The sequence below is a fragment of the Citrobacter sp. CK195 genome, assembly GCF_030333365.1.
In the GTDB taxonomy this organism is placed as follows: Bacteria; Pseudomonadota; Gammaproteobacteria; order Enterobacterales; family Enterobacteriaceae; genus Citrobacter_B; species Citrobacter_B koseri.
The window spans coordinates 350,225-366,141 of record NZ_JAOWGB010000025.1 but is presented as its reverse complement, the minus strand read 5'-3'; the positions used below and the strand labels follow the sequence as shown (position 1 = coordinate 366,141).

Sequence of the window (15,917 nt, the reverse complement as noted above, 5' to 3'; positions counted from 1 at the left end):
GGTAGCGCTTGCGCTTACCCGGCCTACAGTATGGCAGAGAGATTACTGATATTCGCTCATCGGTACGCAGGAGCAGAACAGGTTACGGTCGCCGTAAACGTCATCAAGGCGTTTCACGGTCGGCCAGTACTTGTTCGTTACCCCCGCCGGGAACACCGCGACTTCACGGCTGTATCCGTGGTTCCACTCCGCGACCAGCTCATTCTGCGTGTGCGGCGCGTTAACCAGCGGGTTATCCTCCAGCGGCCACTCACCAGCTTTCACGCGATCGATTTCCGCACGAATCGCCAGCATCGCATTGATAAAGCGATCCAGCTCCATCTTGCTTTCAGATTCCGTCGGTTCAACCATCAACGTTCCCGCCACCGGGAACGACATGGTCGGCGCGTGGAAGCCGTAGTCGATCAAACGCTTGGCAATATCCAGTTCGCTGATGCCGGTTTCTTCTTTCAGCGGGCGGATGTCGAGAATACACTCGTGCGCCACGCGGCCATCGCGACCGGTATACAGCACCGGATACGCGTCTTTCAGGCGGCTGGCGATATAGTTGGCGTTCAGAATCGCCACCTGGCTCGCCTGCTTCAGCCCTTCCGCGCCCATCATGCGGATGTACATCCAGCTGATCGGCAGAATGGATGCGCTGCCGAACGGTGCGGCGGACACCGCGCCCTGACGGGTCAGCATCCCTTCGATCTGCACCACGCTGTGACCCGGAACAAACGGCGCCAGATGTGATTTCACGCCAATCGGCCCCATACCCGGGCCGCCGCCGCCGTGCGGAATGCAGAAGGTTTTATGCAGGTTGAGGTGTGAAACATCCGCGCCGATGAAGCCCGGAGAGGTAATGCCAACCTGCGCGTTCATGTTTGCGCCATCGAGGTATACCTGGCCGCCGAACTGATGCACGATCTCGCACACTTCACGAATGGTTTCTTCGTACACGCCGTGGGTGGATGGGTAAGTCACCATGATGCAGGAGAGATTGTCACCCGCCTGCTCGGCTTTAGCGCGCAGATCCGCCAGATCGATGTTGCCGTTCTTATCGCATGCGACCACCACCACCTGCATACCCGCCATCTGTGCGGAAGCCGGGTTGGTGCCGTGAGCGGAGGCCGGGATCAGACAGATATCGCGATGACCGTCGTTGCGGCTTTCGTGATAATGACGAATCGCCAGCAGGCCCGCGTATTCGCCCTGCGCGCCGGAGTTCGGCTGCATACACACGGCATCATAGCCCGTCAGTTTCACCAGCCAGTCAGAAAGCTGGTTGATCATCTGATGATACCCTTCCGCCTGATCTGCCGGGCAGAACGGATGCAGTTCCGCAAATTCCGGCCAGGTGATGGGGATCATCTCCGCCGCCGCGTTCAGCTTCATGGTACAGGAACCCAGCGGGATCATTGCCTGGTTCAGCGCCAGATCTTTACGCTCCAGCGAGTGCATGTAGCGCATCATCTCCGTTTCGCTGTGGTAACGGTTGAACACCGGGTGCGTCAGGATCGCGTCATCACGCAGCATACTCTCCTGGATAGAGCGGCTATCGTGCGCCACGTCTTTATCCAGCGTATCAATGTTCAGACCGTGGTCGTCGCCCAGCAGTACAGAGAACAGTTGCAGCACGTTTTCGCGGGTTGTCGTTTCATCCAGCGTGATGCCAACAGCGTTGTGGATGTCGCTGCGCAGGTTGATCTCTGCGGCTTCCGCGCGCGCCAGGACGGCGGCTTTATCGGCCACCTCTACGCACAGGGTGTCGAAGTAATGCGCATGGCGCAGTTTCAGCCCTTTTTGTTGCAGGCCCGCCGCCAGAATGTCGGTCAGGCGGTGAATGCGATTAGCAATGCGCTTCAGCCCAACCGGGCCGTGATAAACGGCATACAGGCTGGCGATGTTGGCCAGCAGCACCTGCGAAGTACAAATATTGGAGTTCGCTTTCTCGCGACGGATATGCTGTTCGCGAGTCTGCATCGCCATGCGCAGTGCGGTATTGCCCGCCGCATCTTTCGATACGCCGATAATACGGCCCGGCATGGAGCGTTTGAATTCATCTTTGGCGGCAAAGAACGCCGCGTGTGGGCCGCCGTAGCCCATCGGTACGCCGAAGCGTTGCGCAGAGCCGAACACAATGTCCGCGCCCTGTTTACCCGGTGCCGTCAGCAGCACCAGCGCCATAAAATCGGCGGCTACGCTGACGACAACTTTACGTGACTTCAGTTCGCTAATCAGCGCGCTGTAGTCGTGGACTTCACCGGTGGTGCCAACCTGCTGCAACAGCACGCCGAACACATCCTGGTGATCCAGCACTTTTTCCGCGTCATCGACGATCACATCAAAACCGAAGGTCTCCGCGCGGGTGCGCACGACGTCCAGCGTTTGCGGGTGAACGTCAGAGGCGACAAAGAAACGGTTGGCGTTTTTCAGTTTGCTGATGCGTTTTGCCATCGCCATCGCTTCTGCGGCAGCGGTTGCTTCATCCAGCAACGAAGCGGAGGCCATATCCAGCCCGGTCAGATCCAGCGTCACCTGCTGGAAATTCAGCAGCGCTTCCAGACGCCCCTGCGAAACTTCCGGCTGATAAGGCGTATACGCAGTGTACCAGCCCGGATTTTCCAGCATATTGCGCAGGATAACCGGCGGCAGCTGCACCGCGGTATAACCCATGCCAATGTAAGACGTGAAGCGCTTGTTGCGACCGGCAATCGCTTTTAATTCGGCCAGCGCGGCGTATTCCGTCGCCGCTTCACCTACCTGCGGCGGCATGGCAAGCTGAATGTCTTTCGGCACAATCTGGCCGATCAGCGCGTTTAACGACTCGGCGCCAACGGTATTCAGCATCTCTTGCTGCTGTGCGGCGTCCGGTCCAATGTGGCGTTCAATGAAAGCGCCGCTGTTTTCAAGCTGGCTTAGCGTCTGTGTCATGGGCGATGGTTCCTGAAACGTGCAGTGAATCGTGATTGTCTCTGGCTCAATTGCCCGGTGGCGCTAACGCTTACCGGGCCTACGCGTGCGAAAACGAATACGCAAAATCATTCACGTTGCAGGACGGCGGCGACGCAGAGAACCCCCAGGAGCTTACATAAGTAAGTGACTGGAGTGAGCGAGGAAGCCAACACACCTGCTGCGTGAAGGATGAAGCGTATTTATTCGTCTTCTAACAATGCTTCGTATGCGGTTGCATCCAGTAGCGAGTCGATTTCGCTTTCGTCGCTGGCTTTGATTTTGAAGATCCAGCCACCCGCATACGGCTCGCTGTTGACCAGTTCAGGGGAGTCGCTGAGCGCGTCGTTTACCGCCACAATCTCACCGCTCACCGGCGCATAAATGTCAGAAGCGGCTTTTACCGATTCTGCTACCGCGCAGTCATCGCCCACCGCAACGGTGGCGCCGACGTCTGGCAGATCGACAAAAACCATATCGCCCAGCAATTCCTGAGCGTGTTCCGTGATGCCAACCGTGTAAGTACCGTCTGCTTCTTTGCGCAGCCATTCGTGTTCTTTGCTGTATTTCAGTTCTACAGGTACGTTGCTCATCAATAAATCTCCAAAAAAGGATGAATCACGCGACGGCTTTGCCGTTACGCACAAAAACAGGTTTAGTGACTTTTACTGGCATTTCGCGGTTGCGGATCTGCACGATCGCCGTCTCGCCAATACCCGCCGGAACGCGCGCCAGCGCAATGCTGTAGCCCAGCGTCGGAGAGAAAGTGCCGCTGGTGATAACGCCTTCCAGCTGATTCCCCTGGGCATCGGTAAAGCGTACCGGCAGTTCATTACGCAGTACGCCTTTCTCGGTCATAACCAGACCCACCAGTTGTTCGGTACCTTTTTCACGCTGGACTTCCAGCGCCTCGCGACCAATAAAATCGCGATCGGCCGGTTCCCAGGCGATGGTCCAGCCCATGTTCGCCGCCAGCGGAGAGACGCCTTCATCCATCTCCTGACCATACAGGTTCATACCCGCTTCCAGACGCAGCGTATCACGCGCGCCCAAGCCACACGGCTTCACGCCGGATTCCACCAGCGCACGCCAGAAATCCGCCGCCTTTTCGTTTGGCATCGCAATTTCATAGCCTGCTTCGCCGGTATAACCGGTTGTTGCAATAAACAGATCGCCCGCCTGCACGCCAAAGAACGGTTTCATGCCTTCCACCGCCTTGCGCTGTTCTTCAGTAAACAGCGTGGCCGCTTTCGCCTGCGCATTCGGCCCCTGTACCGCAATCAGCGACAGGTCGTCACGAACGGTGATGTCGATGGCGTAAGGTTCGGCGTGTTGGGTAATCCAGGAGAGGTCTTTTTCGCGGGTGGCGGAGTTTACAACGAGGCGGAAGAAATCTTCAGTGAAGTAATAGACAATCAGGTCATCTATCACGCCGCCCGAGGCATTGAGCATACCAGAGTAGAGGGCTTTACCGGTCTTTGTGAGTTTCGCCACGTCATTCGCCAGCAGATAACGCAAAAACTCCCGGGTGCGGCTGCCGCGTAGATCGACGATGGTCATATGCGACACATCAAACATACCGGCATCAGTGCGAACTGCATGGTGCTCATCAAGTTGAGAACCATAGTGCAGCGGCATCATCCAGCCATGGAAATCCACCATGCGCGCGCCACAAAGCGTGTGTTGTTCGTATAAAGGAGTCTGTTGAGCCATCTTGTCCTCATTGAATAAGCGGGGCTTACAACCATTTCATGGTGAAATCTTCGCCACGAAACCCGGCGTCGCAGCCACTCCAGGGCTTCGACGCAAACGTTCTCTTTTACCTGAACTTACCACCGAAGCAGACGCTAAACCATAAGGCAAAATTAACCATCACATTAGCTTATGACCAAAAAACGCCAAACCCGTCTCAGCATAAAAAACCACAAAATAAACAAACCACCTCCATAAACGATAATAAAATACGCAACCACCCCGCACGCATCAATATTAAATGTGGAAAAAATGTCAAAAATGATGATAGTTGAAAATCGTAATATTAAAAAAACTAATGCGAAAAGAGAGGTGAAATTAGATTATTTCAAATGAGGAAAGCGTCCCGGCGCGAAGGCCGGGAGAGGAAAATGTGACGGGTTTCAAACTCTCAGAAGCAGGAGGGAAATGCTTAGCGGAGCCACTCAGGCAGATCGTTCAATCCCATCGCCTGACGAATCAGTTGCGGTTTTACGCCCGGGAGAGTATCGGCCAGTTTCAGACCAATATCGCGCAGCAATTTCTTCGCCGGGTTCTCTCCGGCAAACAGTTCGCGAAAACCTTGCATACCTGCCAGCATCATCGCGGCGCTGTGCTTACGGCTGCGCTCGTAACGACGCAAATAGAGGTATTGACCAATGTCTTTGCCCTGGCGTTGCAGACGTTTGAGTTCATCGATCAACTCTGCGGCGTCCATAAAGCCGAGGTTCACCCCCTGCCCCGCCAGCGGATGGATGGTATGTGCGGCGTCGCCCACCAGCGCCAGCCGGTGTGCGGCAAACTGACGCGCATAGCGTCCCGTCAGCGGGAACACCTGGCGTTCGCTCTCAACGCGGCATAAACCGAGGCGGTTATCAAACGCGACGTTCAGCGCCCGGTTGAACGCATCCTCACTCGCCTGCTGCATATGCTCAGCGTCCTGCGGAGACAGCGACCAGACAATGGAACACAGATGCGGATCGCTTAATGGCAGGAACGCCAGGATGCCTTCGCCATGAAACGCCTGACGCGCAACGGCGCCGTGCGCTTCTTCGGTGCGGATGGTCGCCACCAGCGCATGATGACGGTAATCCCAGAAGGTCAGCGGAATATCCGCTTTGTTGCGCAGCCAGGAGTTCGCGCCGTCTGCGCCAATCACCAGCCTTGCCGTCAGCATCGCGCCATCTTTCAGGGTCAGGAAGGTTTCATTTTCTCCCCAGGCGACCTGCTGCAATTCAGCCGGCGCCATCAGGGTAATATCCGCTGACTGCTGCGCCTTTTGCCATAGCGCGTAGTGGATCACCGAATTTTCAATGATGTGCCCCAGGTGGCTGTATCCCATGCTTTTGTCATCAAACTCGATGCGGCCAAAGCTGTCTTTATCCCAGACTTCCATACCGTGGTAGCAGCTTGCGCGGCGAGCAAGAATGTCTGACCAGACCCCAAGACGCGTAAGCAGTTTTTCACTGGCGGCATTGATAGCCGACACGCGTAATGCCGGGGGAGCGTCGCTCGCCAGCGGCTGTGGAACGCGCTGTTCCAGAACGGCAACGCGTAAACCGCTGCCCTGCAAACCGCAGGCGACAGCCAGGCCTACCATGCCTCCGCCAACAATGGCTACATCAACACTTTGCACTGTGTACTCCTGAAAATAGGACAATCAAAAACCGTAGGCCGGATAAGGCAAAGCCACCATCCGGCATTACATTACTTCCGCGGCATTGCCTGATGGCGCTGCGCTAATCAGGCCTACTTCTTTATTCCGACCTACCGGTGAATTATCGTGCGACCCAGCCCAACGTCCGTTTTGCCAACGTGTCGCGAAGGGGAGGCAATAACTCCATCGCCATTAAGCCGACGTTGCGCCCGGCAACCAGCGGCGCCCAGCGGTTAGCAAACAGATGCACCAGACTATCCGTTATGCCAACCGTCGCCTCTCTGTCAGCCTGACGGCGCGACTGGTACTCAGAAAGCACGCCGTACTCGCCAACGTCCGCCCCAGACTCATGCGCCTGCACCAGCGTTTCGGCAAGGCTCATCACATCGCGCAGCCCCAGGTTAAACCCTTGCCCGGCGATAGGATGCAGCGTCTGCGCCGCATTGCCGACCAGCACGGTGCGATGGGTTATCGCTTTGGCCGCCGTGGTGAGCGCTAACGGATAAGCGCTGCGCTTACCCGCATGGGTGATTCGTCCCAGCCGCCAGCCAAACGCCGACTGTAGCTCATGGCAAAAGCGTTCATCCGACCAGCGCATGATCTCATCGCGCTGTTCAAGCGGATGGCACCACACCAGCGAACAGCGACCTTCAGACATCGGCAACATCGCCAGCGGGCCGTGTTGGGTAAAGCGTTCAAACGCACGTCCGTCATGCGCGATAGCGGTCGCAACGTTGGCGATCACCGCCAGTTGTTCATAAGGCTGCTGCTGCCAGTCCACGCCGCAGGCGGTCGCCAGAGCGGAGTGCGTACCGTCGGCCGCCACCACGACATGACCAGAAATCACGTCGCCATTTTCCAGAGTGACATTCACCTTTTCTTGCGTCCGCGCCACGCTGGCAACGCGATCCGGGCAATGCAGCGTCACGCCCGGCGCTTTGCGCAACAGCGCAAACAGTCGCTGACCGACATCATGCAGCTCCACAACCTGCCCCAACGCAGCGATGCTGTAATCCTGCGCGTCCAGAGTGACAAAACCGGCATGGCCGCGATCGCTGACATGTACCGTGTTGATCGCCGTTGCGCAATCAGCAATCGCCTGCCAGACGCCAATCCGCGCCAGTTGCTGACAGGTGCCTGCCGCCAGCGCGATCGCCCGGGCGTCGAACCCGGGATGCGCGGCGGCTTCAGGCGCGCTCGCTTCAATCAGGTGCACGGCCAGTTTGCCGTGGCTAAGCTGAGAAAGGGCCAGCGCCAGCGTCGCGCCCACCATACCGCCGCCAACAATAATCACGCTCATAGCTGACGCGCCGCCGCCATTAAGGCTTCAATATCGTCCGCTTTTTTCACCACGCTGGCGGTCAGGTTTTCGTTGCCCGTTTCCGTAATGACGATGTCATCTTCAATACGGATGCCGATGCCGCGATACGCTTCCGGCACGTCGGCGTCCGGCGCGATGTACAGACCCGGCTCAACGGTGAGCACCATGCCCGGCTCCAGTACGCGGGAGCGCTCCTGCCCGTAAACGCCGACATCGTGTACGTCCAGCCCCAGCCAGTGGCTAAGACCATGCATAAAGAATGGACGATGGGCGTTTTCCGCGATCAACTGCTCCACGTCGCCCTGCAAAATGCCCAGATTCACCAGCCCCGCGATCATGATGCGCACCACTTCTCCCGTGACCTCCTGGATAGACGTTCCCGGACGAAACAGGCGTAAGCTGGTTTCCAGCGACGCCAGCACGATATCGTAGATTTCGCGCTGGGCAGGCGTAAATTTGCCGTTCACCGGGAAAGTACGCGTAATGTCGCCAGCATAACCTTTGTATTCGCATCCGGCGTCGATCAACACCAGATCGCCGTCGCGCATTTCGCTTTCATTTTCGGTGTAGTGGAGGATGCAGCCGTTCTCACCGCTGCCAACAATGGTGTTATAAGACGGATAGCGCGCGCCGTGACGGTTAAATTCGTGGTGAATTTCACCTTCCAGTTGATATTCGAACATCCCCGGACGGCATTTTTTCATTGCGCGGGTATGCGCCAGCGCGCTGATCTCGCCCGCGCGACGCATGACGGCAATCTCTTCCGGCGATTTAAACAGGCGCATCTCGTGCACCATTGGCCGCCAGTCGGTCATCGTCGCCGGTGCAGTCAGGTTCTGTCGGGAACCTTTACGCAGTTTATCCAGCGCGGCGAAAACAATCTCGTCGGCATACGCATATTCGCCCTGCGCGTGGTAAACCACGTCAAGGCCATTGAGTAACTGATAAAGCTGCTGGTTGATTTCGCTGAACGCCAGCGCGCGATCCACGCCCAGTTTTTCCGGCACGGCGTCCTGCCCCAGGCGGCGGCCAAACCAGATCTCCGCCGTCAGATCGCGAACGCGGTTAAACAAAACGCTGTGGTTATGAGTGTCATCGCTTTTAATCAGCACCAGCACCGCTTCCGGTTCGTTAAAACCGGTGAAATACCAGAAATCACTGCTCTGGCGATACGGATATTCACTGTCCGCGCTGCGCGTGGCTTCCTGAGCTGCAAAAATCAACGCGGCGCTGCCCGGCTGCATTTGCGCCAGTAATGTCTGGCGGCGACGCTGATACTCCTGCTGAGATATATCGCTCATAACACTCTCCATTGCGTTTACGTTCTTAGTGCAGAGTCGGTTTCTGGACTTCCGGCGCCGTTGGCTGCTGACGCGTAAAGGTGTCGTGGCACAGCAGCGCCGCAACCCGCACATATTCGATGATCTCTTCGAGCGACATCTCCAGCTCTTCCTGATCTTCGTCTTCGTCATAACCGAGCTGGGCGATGTTGCGCAGATCGTCAATGGCTTCACCGGTTTCGCCGGTCACTTTATCCAGCTTAGGCTGCGTGACGCCAAGCCCCAGTAAAAAGTGGTTAACCCAGCCGGCCAGCGCATCAGCGCGATCGAATACGCTCACGTCGTCGCCTTCAGGCAGAAAAAGCTGAAAAAGGAAGCCGTCGTCTTCCAGCGCGTCGCTGGTTGCCGCGTGCATTTTACGCAGCGCCTGCGCCAGTTCGTGACCAAATGCCAGCCCCTCGTTCGTCAGGTCGTGCAACAGCGGCTGCCATGAGCTGTCGTTGTTGCCGCCGCAAATCATCCCACTGATCAAACCGTGCATTTCGGCCGGGGTTAACCCCGTCCCCTGTTGGTTCAAAAACTGGTTCATTTCGTTGTAACCAGGCATTTCGTTCTGTATAGACATAAGCATTCGTCATCAAAGGGAGGATATTCATGATATGCTACCACTTTGGACCCTGGTGAACCAGAAAAGGGCTTGTATCTTCACACCGGGGTAGCTATAGTGTCGCCCCTTCGCCGACCCAGGGTCTGGAGGCGAAGGCAGCGCAGTCAATCAGCAGGAAGGTGGCATGTCTGCACAACCCGTCGATATCCAAATTTTTGGCCGTTCACTCCGCGTGAATTGCCCGCCTGAACAAAGGGATGCGTTGAATCAGGCTGCGGACGATCTGAATCAGCGGTTGCAAGATCTAAAAGTTCGCACTAGAGTCACAAATACTGAGCAGCTGGTTTTCATTGCCGCATTGAACATCAGCTATGAATTAACTCAGGAAAAAGCGAAGACCCGCGACTACGCGGCGAGCATGGAACAACGAATTCGGATGCTTCAACAGACCATTGAACAGGCGTTGCTTGATCAGGGTCGCATAACCGAAAAAACGGGCCAAAACTTTGAATAACACTTTTCGGTTTACTATGGTAGAGTGACCGTGAAGACAAAATTTCTCTGAGATGTTTGCAAGCGGGCCAGTCCCCTGAGCCGATATTTCATACCACAAGAATGTGGCGCTCCATGGTTGGTGAGCATGCTCGGCTAGTCCGAGAAGCCTTAAAACCGTGACGACGCATTCACCTTGAACCAAGGGTTCAAGGGTTACAGCCTGCGGCGGCATCTCGGAGATTCCCCTTCTACCTGGCGACAGCCATGACGCAACTTCCTGAACTTCTTTTATCCCGACAAGAAATCCGCCAGATGATTCGGCAACGTCGCCGTACGCTGACGTCTCAACAGCAAACTGCGTTCGGTCAACAGGCCGCCACCAGAATGCTTGCTTATCCTCCCGTGGTTCTTGCCCACACCGTCGCGGTGTTTCTTTCATTTGATGGCGAGCTGGACACGCAACCCTTGATTGAGCAGCTCTGGCGCGCGGGAAAACGCGTGTATTTACCGGTTCTCCATCCGTTCAGCCCCGGCAATTTGCTGTTTCTGCATTATCATCCGCAAAGCTCTCTGGTGATGAATCGTCTGAAAATTCAGGAACCGAAGCTGGACGTGCGCGACGTGCTGCCGCTCTCTCAGTTAGATGTGCTGGTTACACCGTTAGTCGCTTTCGACGAAGACGGCCAGCGTCTGGGAATGGGCGGCGGGTTCTACGACAGAACGTTGCAGAACTGGCGACAGCATAAGATCCAACCGGTGGGTTATGCGCACGATTGTCAGTTAGTGGAAAAGTTGCCTGTCGAAGAGTGGGATATCCCGCTGCCTGCGGTGGTGACGCCGTCAAAAGTGTGGGAGTGGCCGCAGTGAATTGCCTGATGGCGCTCGCTTACCCGGCCTACGAACCGATCTCACAGGCCGGGTGAGGCATAGCCGCCACCCGGCACAGTATACAAATTAGTACAGCAGACGAGCGCGAATCGTACCCGGTAGCGCTTTCATCGCCAGCAGGGCTTTCTCCGCCACATCTTCATCCGCTTCGATATCAATCACCACGTAACCGACCTGGGCAGACGTTTGCAGATACTGCGCGGCGATGTTAACGCCCTGCTCGGCAAAAATCTGGTTAAGCGCGGTCAGCACGCCCGGACGATTTTCATGGATATGCATCAGACGACGACCGCCGTGCAGCGGCAGGGAGACTTCCGGGAAGTTCACCGCAGACAGCGTAGAGCCGTTATCAGAATACTTCGTCAGTTTGCCCGCCACTTCAAGGCCGATGTTCTCCTGCGCTTCCTGGGTAGAACCGCCGATATGCGGCGTCAGAAGCACATTGTCGAATTCACATAGCGGAGAAGTAAACGGATCGCTGTTGGTCGCAGGTTCCGTCGGGAACACGTCGATAGCTGCGCCCGCCAGGTGTTTGCTCGCCAGCGCATCGCACAGCGCCGGGATGTCCACCACCGTACCGCGAGACGCGTTGATCAGCAGCGCGCCCGGTTTCATCAGTGCGATTTCCATCGCGCCCATCATATTTTTGGTGGAGGCGTTTTCCGGCACATGCAGGCTCACAACGTCGCTCATGTTCAGCAGATCGGAAAGATGCTGTACCTGGGTCGCGTTGCCCAGCGGCAGTTTGTTTTCAATATCGTAGAAGAAGACGTGCATGCCCAGCGATTCCGCCAGAATGCCCAACTGTGTGCCAATGTGGCCGTAACCAATGATCCCCAGCTTTTTGCCGCGCGCTTCAAACGAACCGGCCGCCAGTTTGTTCCACACGCCACGGTGCGCTTTCGCGTTCGCTTCCGGCACGCCGCGAAGCAGTAGCAGCAGCTCGCCAATCACCAGCTCCGCAACAGAACGCGTGTTGGAGAACGGCGCGTTAAACACGGGGATTCCGCGTTTTGCCGCTGCGTTCAGATCAACCTGGTTGGTGCCGATGCAGAAACATCCAATCGCCACCAGTTTCTCTGCGGCGTCAATCACATCTTCGGTCAGATGGGTTCGGGATCGCAGGCCAATGAAATGGGCATCACGGATGGACTCTTTCAACTGCTCAGTATCCAGAGCGCCTTTGTGAAATTCGATGTTGGTATAACCTGCCGCGCGAAGGTTTTCGAGTGCCTTTTGGTGCACACCTTCAACCAGCAGAAATTTAATCTTGTCTTTCTCCAGTGATACCTTTGCCATTTCCCCGACCCTGTCTTTTTATCGAAACTGATGTGTTGTATGTGGATTTGTATCCGCCTTTCAACATATCAAAAAAAACTATTGCGGCAATATGAACGTTTGCGTCGCCACTCTGAAGAAATATCATTCAGCGTGAAATGGCAGAGGAAAATGCTGGGGATAAGATTTTCTTTGGAGAGATCGGCAGGGCAACATCCAAAACGTGACACAAGTCACCAAATTTGCCCTGCCAAATTTTTTTAACGCGGGATGAATCACCCTCGCCAGATCATTTTACGATAGTTTTTACGCCGTCTGCCGTACCAATCAGCGCCACATCCGCGCCACGGTTGGCGAACAGGCCGACGGTCACGACGCCCGGAATGGCGTTAATCGCGTTTTCCATCGCGATCGGATCAAGAATTTCCATGCCGTATACGTCGAGGATCACATTGCCGTTATCAGTGACTACGCCCTGACGGTACTCAGGACGACCGCCCAGCTTCACTAACTGGCGTGCGACAGCGCTGCGCGCCATCGGGATCACTTCCACCGGAAGCGGGAATTTACCCAGAATATCGACCTCTTTGGAGGCATCCGCGATGCAGATAAATTTCTTCGCCACCGAAGCAATGATTTTCTCACGCGTCAGCGCCGCGCCGCCGCCTTTAATCATCTGCATGTGGCCGTTGATCTCATCCGCGCCATCAACATAGACGCCCAGGCTGTCCACTTCATTCAGATCGAAAACGGTAATGCCGAGGCTCTTGAGTTTTTCAGTAGATGCATCCGAGCTGGACACCGCCCCTTCAATCTGACCTTTCATTGTGCCCAGCGCATCAATAAAGTGCGCGGCTGTTGAACCGGTACCTACGCCCACAATGGTGCCGGGCTGTACATACTGAAGTGCCGCCCATCCTACTGCTTTTTTCAGTTCATCCTGCGTCATGATCGTTTCGCCTGTGGTGTGAAAATTCAGGCGCATTATAGATCATTGTGCGAAAAAATCCCTCCGACCCCGCTCGCAAGCGGCGGATTTCGTCTGTACCTGAGTGAAATTTATGTCATAGTGCGGGATAAGAAAAATTTCAGGAGTACCTCAGAGCAATGAAACGTCCAGACTACAGAACACTACAAGCGCTGGATGCGGTGATTCGTGAACGGGGATTTGAACGCGCCGCACAGAAGTTGTGCATCACACAATCCGCTGTCTCACAACGCATAAAACAGCTTGAGAATATGTTTGGGCAACCGCTGCTGGTACGAACCGTTCCGCCGCGTCCTACCGAACAAGGGCAAAAATTGCTGGCGCTGCTGCGTCAGGTAGAGCTACTGGAAGATGAGTGGCTTGGCGATGAGCAAACCGGCTCCACGCCGCTGCTGCTGTCACTGGCGGTCAACGCCGACAGTCTGGCGACCTGGCTGCTTCCGGCGCTGGCGCCGGTTCTGGCCGACTCGCCTATTCGCCTCAATTTGCAGGTGGAAGATGAAACCCGCACCCAGGAGCGTCTGCGTCGCGGCGAAGTGGTTGGCGCGGTGAGTATTCAGCACCAGGCGCTGCCAAGCTGCCTGGTAGACAAACTTGGCGCGCTCGACTATCTGTTCGTGGGATCAAAACCCTTCGCCGAGCGCTACTTCCCCAACGGCGTCACCCGTTCCGCGCTGCTGAAAGCGCCCGCAGTGGCGTTTGACCATCTGGACGACATGCACCAGGCCTTTTTACAGCAGAACTTCGATTTACCGCCGGGCAGCGTGCCGTGCCATATCGTTAACTCTTCCGAAGCCTTCGTACAGCTCGCGCGTCAGGGCACCACCTGCTGTATGATCCCGCATTTGCAGATCGAGAAAGAGCTGGAGAGCGGTGAGCTGATCGATTTAACGCCTGGCCTGTTCCAGCGTCGGATGCTCTACTGGCACCGTTTTGCGCCGGAAAGCCGTATGATGCGCAACGTGACTGACGCGCTGCTGGAGTATGGGCATAAGGTTTTAAGGCAGGATTAACGCGCCGTGCCTGATGACGCTACGCTTATCAGGCCTACAGGTTATTTTGTAGGCCGGATCAGGCGTTTACGCCGCCATCCGGCAATTTGCCCGGGGCGCTGCGCTTGCCGGGCCTACAAACCATCGCAGGCCGGATAAGACGTTTCAACAACGCTTACTGCGCTTTCGTCTCTGCTGCTGGTTCTAACTGGAACACCACATCGACCTGATCAGCAAACTGAATTGTCGGCTGCTCATAGGTTTCCTGGGCCGACACCGCAGGCGCCGCGTCCGCTTTCATCATTCGCACCACCGGGCTCGGCTGATAATTAGAAACGTGGTAACGCACGCTATAAACCGGCCCCAGCTTGCTGTTAAAGCCCGCTGCCAGTTGCTCAGCCTGGTGAACCGCGTCGTCAATCGCCGCTTTACGCGCTTTATCTTTATAGGCATCCGGTTGCGCAACGCCTAATGACACCGACCGGATCTCATTCAGACCCGCTTTCAGCGCGCCATCCAGCAGAGAGTTGAGTTTGTCCAGCTGGCGCAGCGTAACTTCAACGGTTCGCACCGCGCGGTAGCCTTTCAGCACACTTTTACCATTCTGGTAGTCATAGTCCGGCTGAGTGCGCAGGTTTGCAGAGCTGATGTCTTTCTTGGCAATCTGATTTTGTTCAAGAAAAGAAAGGTATTGCGCAACACGCTCATCGGCCTGTTTCTTGGCGGAAGCGGCATCCTTTGCCGACACGTTGACTTCAATCGCCAGGGTGGCGATGTCGGGCGTCGCATCCACGCTTGCCGTCCCGGAAGTCACGATGTGCGGTCCATTCGGCAACTCATTTGCCTGTACCGGGATTGCGCTAAATCCGACTAATGCCGCAAGGGCCATCACTTTGAACTTCACTGTCGCTCCTCCATGTTACGTTAATCGCCCTGAAACTCAGGGCGCATGCAGGCAAGCTTAGCGGGTATCTGCGCGTTGTCCATCAGACAACGCTTAGTTGAATAATGCGTGAACGTGTGCAACCCCTTCTTTTGCCAGTTGAAAAGCGATAAACCACATCACCAGCCCTACCAGAGTATTGATGATACGCTGGGCTTTGGCGGTACGCAGTCGCGGCGCCAGCCAGGCGGCCAGCAGCGCCAGACCGAAGAACCACAGGAAAGAAGCGCTGACGGTTCCCAAAGCGAACCAACGCTTCGGCTCCATATCCAGTTGCCCGCCCAGGCTACCCAGCACCACGAAAGTGTCCAGATAAACGTGCGGATTCAGCCACGTCACCGCCAGCATCGTGGCGATGATTTTCCAGCGCCCCTGCTTCATCACCTCGGCGCTGGCCAGTTCCAGGTTGCTGCTCATTGCCGTTTTTAACGCGCCAAAGCCGTACCACAATAAAAACGCCACACCGCCCCAGGTCACTAACGCCATCAGCCAGGGGGACTGCATGAGCAATGCGCTGCCGCCAAAGATGCCTGCGCAGATAAGCACTAAATCGCTGATCGCGCAAAGCAGCGCAATCATGATGTGATACTGCCGACGAATCCCCTGATTCATCACAAACGCATTCTGCGGGCCGAGTGGCAGGATCATGGCTGCACCAAGCACAAGACCTTGAAAATAATAAGATATCACGATAATTATTCCGAACTATTTCTCTTAAGCGCAGACTATAGCGCGAGAGAATCATTAGCGGAAATTGATAATTTTAATCGCAGATTAGGGGAATTAATAAAGGGGGAAGGAAA

General features: G+C 56.0%; 14 protein-coding genes and 1 other RNA gene. 4 read left to right on the top strand and 11 right to left on the bottom strand.

The window, feature by feature from the left end:
- Positions 1-42: 42 nt before the first annotated feature.
- The 7 genes from gcvP to ygfB form a co-directional block, all read right to left on the bottom strand.
- The gene (gcvP, locus tag OGX93_RS15950) at positions 43-2,916 is read right to left on the bottom strand and encodes an aminomethyl-transferring glycine dehydrogenase (RefSeq protein ID WP_286449017.1); all 2,874 of its coding nucleotides are present in this window, start codon (positions 2,914-2,916) and stop codon (positions 43-45) included.
- A gap of 221 nt (positions 2,917-3,137) precedes the next feature.
- Positions 3,138-3,527 carry a glycine cleavage system protein GcvH gene (gene gcvH / locus OGX93_RS15945; RefSeq protein WP_104868219.1) on the bottom strand — a complete coding sequence of 130 codons (390 nt, stop codon included), beginning with the start codon at positions 3,525-3,527 and terminating at the stop codon, positions 3,138-3,140.
- A gap of 25 nt (positions 3,528-3,552) precedes the next feature.
- The gene (gene gcvT / locus OGX93_RS15940) at positions 3,553-4,647 is read right to left on the bottom strand and encodes a glycine cleavage system aminomethyltransferase GcvT (RefSeq protein ID WP_012135011.1); all 1,095 of its coding nucleotides are present in this window, start codon (positions 4,645-4,647) and stop codon (positions 3,553-3,555) included.
- Between the two features lie 451 nt (positions 4,648-5,098).
- The gene (gene ubiI / locus OGX93_RS15935; protein ID WP_047461414.1) at positions 5,099-6,301 is read right to left on the bottom strand and encodes an FAD-dependent 2-octaprenylphenol hydroxylase; all 1,203 of its coding nucleotides are present in this window, start codon (positions 6,299-6,301) and stop codon (positions 5,099-5,101) included.
- Between the two features lie 142 nt (positions 6,302-6,443).
- On the bottom strand, positions 6,444-7,622 hold the full coding sequence (gene ubiH / locus OGX93_RS15930; protein WP_049008276.1) for a 2-octaprenyl-6-methoxyphenyl hydroxylase: 1,179 nt from the start codon (positions 7,620-7,622) through the stop codon (positions 6,444-6,446).
- Positions 7,619-8,944 carry a Xaa-Pro aminopeptidase gene (pepP, locus tag OGX93_RS15925; RefSeq protein ID WP_286449019.1) on the bottom strand — a complete coding sequence of 442 codons (1,326 nt, stop codon included), beginning with the start codon at positions 8,942-8,944 and terminating at the stop codon, positions 7,619-7,621. Before pepP ends, ubiH begins: the two co-directional genes overlap by 4 nt.
- A gap of 25 nt (positions 8,945-8,969) precedes the next feature.
- Positions 8,970-9,548 carry a UPF0149 family protein YgfB gene (gene ygfB, locus OGX93_RS15920; RefSeq protein WP_123907426.1) on the bottom strand — a complete coding sequence of 193 codons (579 nt, stop codon included), beginning with the start codon at positions 9,546-9,548 and terminating at the stop codon, positions 8,970-8,972.
- A 166-nt stretch (positions 9,549-9,714) separates the two neighbouring features.
- Here ygfB and zapA point away from each other — a divergent pair, with 166 nt between their 5' ends.
- The 3 genes from zapA to OGX93_RS15905 all read left to right on the top strand — a co-directional run bounded on the left by zapA (position 9,715) and on the right by OGX93_RS15905 (position 10,892).
- Positions 9,715-10,044, top strand: a complete 330-nt coding sequence (zapA, locus tag OGX93_RS15915) for a cell division protein ZapA (protein ID WP_006686880.1) — start codon at positions 9,715-9,717, stop codon at positions 10,042-10,044.
- Positions 10,045-10,085: 41 nt separating this feature from the next.
- Positions 10,086-10,269, top strand: a non-coding RNA gene (gene ssrS, locus OGX93_RS15910) — 6S RNA.
- A gap of 20 nt (positions 10,270-10,289) precedes the next feature.
- Positions 10,290-10,892 carry a 5-formyltetrahydrofolate cyclo-ligase gene (locus OGX93_RS15905; RefSeq protein WP_047461402.1) on the top strand — a complete coding sequence of 201 codons (603 nt, stop codon included), beginning with the start codon at positions 10,290-10,292 and terminating at the stop codon, positions 10,890-10,892.
- A gap of 87 nt (positions 10,893-10,979) precedes the next feature.
- Here OGX93_RS15905 and serA read toward each other — a convergent pair whose 3' ends face one another.
- Together serA and rpiA are read right to left on the bottom strand one after the other, a co-directional pair.
- Entirely contained in the window at positions 10,980-12,212 is a 1,233-nt protein-coding gene (serA, locus tag OGX93_RS15900) for a phosphoglycerate dehydrogenase (protein ID WP_286487815.1), read from the bottom strand.
- Positions 12,213-12,480: 268 nt separating this feature from the next.
- A complete protein-coding gene (gene rpiA, locus OGX93_RS15895) occupies positions 12,481-13,140 on the bottom strand; it encodes a ribose-5-phosphate isomerase RpiA (RefSeq protein ID WP_024130929.1) in 660 nt (219 codons plus the stop codon).
- Between the two features lie 158 nt (positions 13,141-13,298).
- Here rpiA and argP point away from each other — a divergent pair, with 158 nt between their 5' ends.
- The gene (argP, locus tag OGX93_RS15890; RefSeq protein ID WP_012135021.1) at positions 13,299-14,192 is read left to right on the top strand and encodes a DNA-binding transcriptional regulator ArgP; all 894 of its coding nucleotides are present in this window, start codon (positions 13,299-13,301) and stop codon (positions 14,190-14,192) included.
- 154 nt (positions 14,193-14,346) lie between these two features.
- Here argP and OGX93_RS15885 read toward each other — a convergent pair whose 3' ends face one another.
- Both OGX93_RS15885 and argO read right to left on the bottom strand, forming a co-directional pair.
- A complete protein-coding gene (locus OGX93_RS15885; RefSeq protein ID WP_012135022.1) occupies positions 14,347-15,075 on the bottom strand; it encodes an oxidative stress defense protein in 729 nt (242 codons plus the stop codon).
- A gap of 93 nt (positions 15,076-15,168) precedes the next feature.
- On the bottom strand, positions 15,169-15,804 hold the full coding sequence (argO, locus tag OGX93_RS15880) for an arginine exporter ArgO (RefSeq protein WP_283317547.1): 636 nt from the start codon (positions 15,802-15,804) through the stop codon (positions 15,169-15,171).
- Between the last annotated feature and the right edge of the window lie 113 nt (positions 15,805-15,917).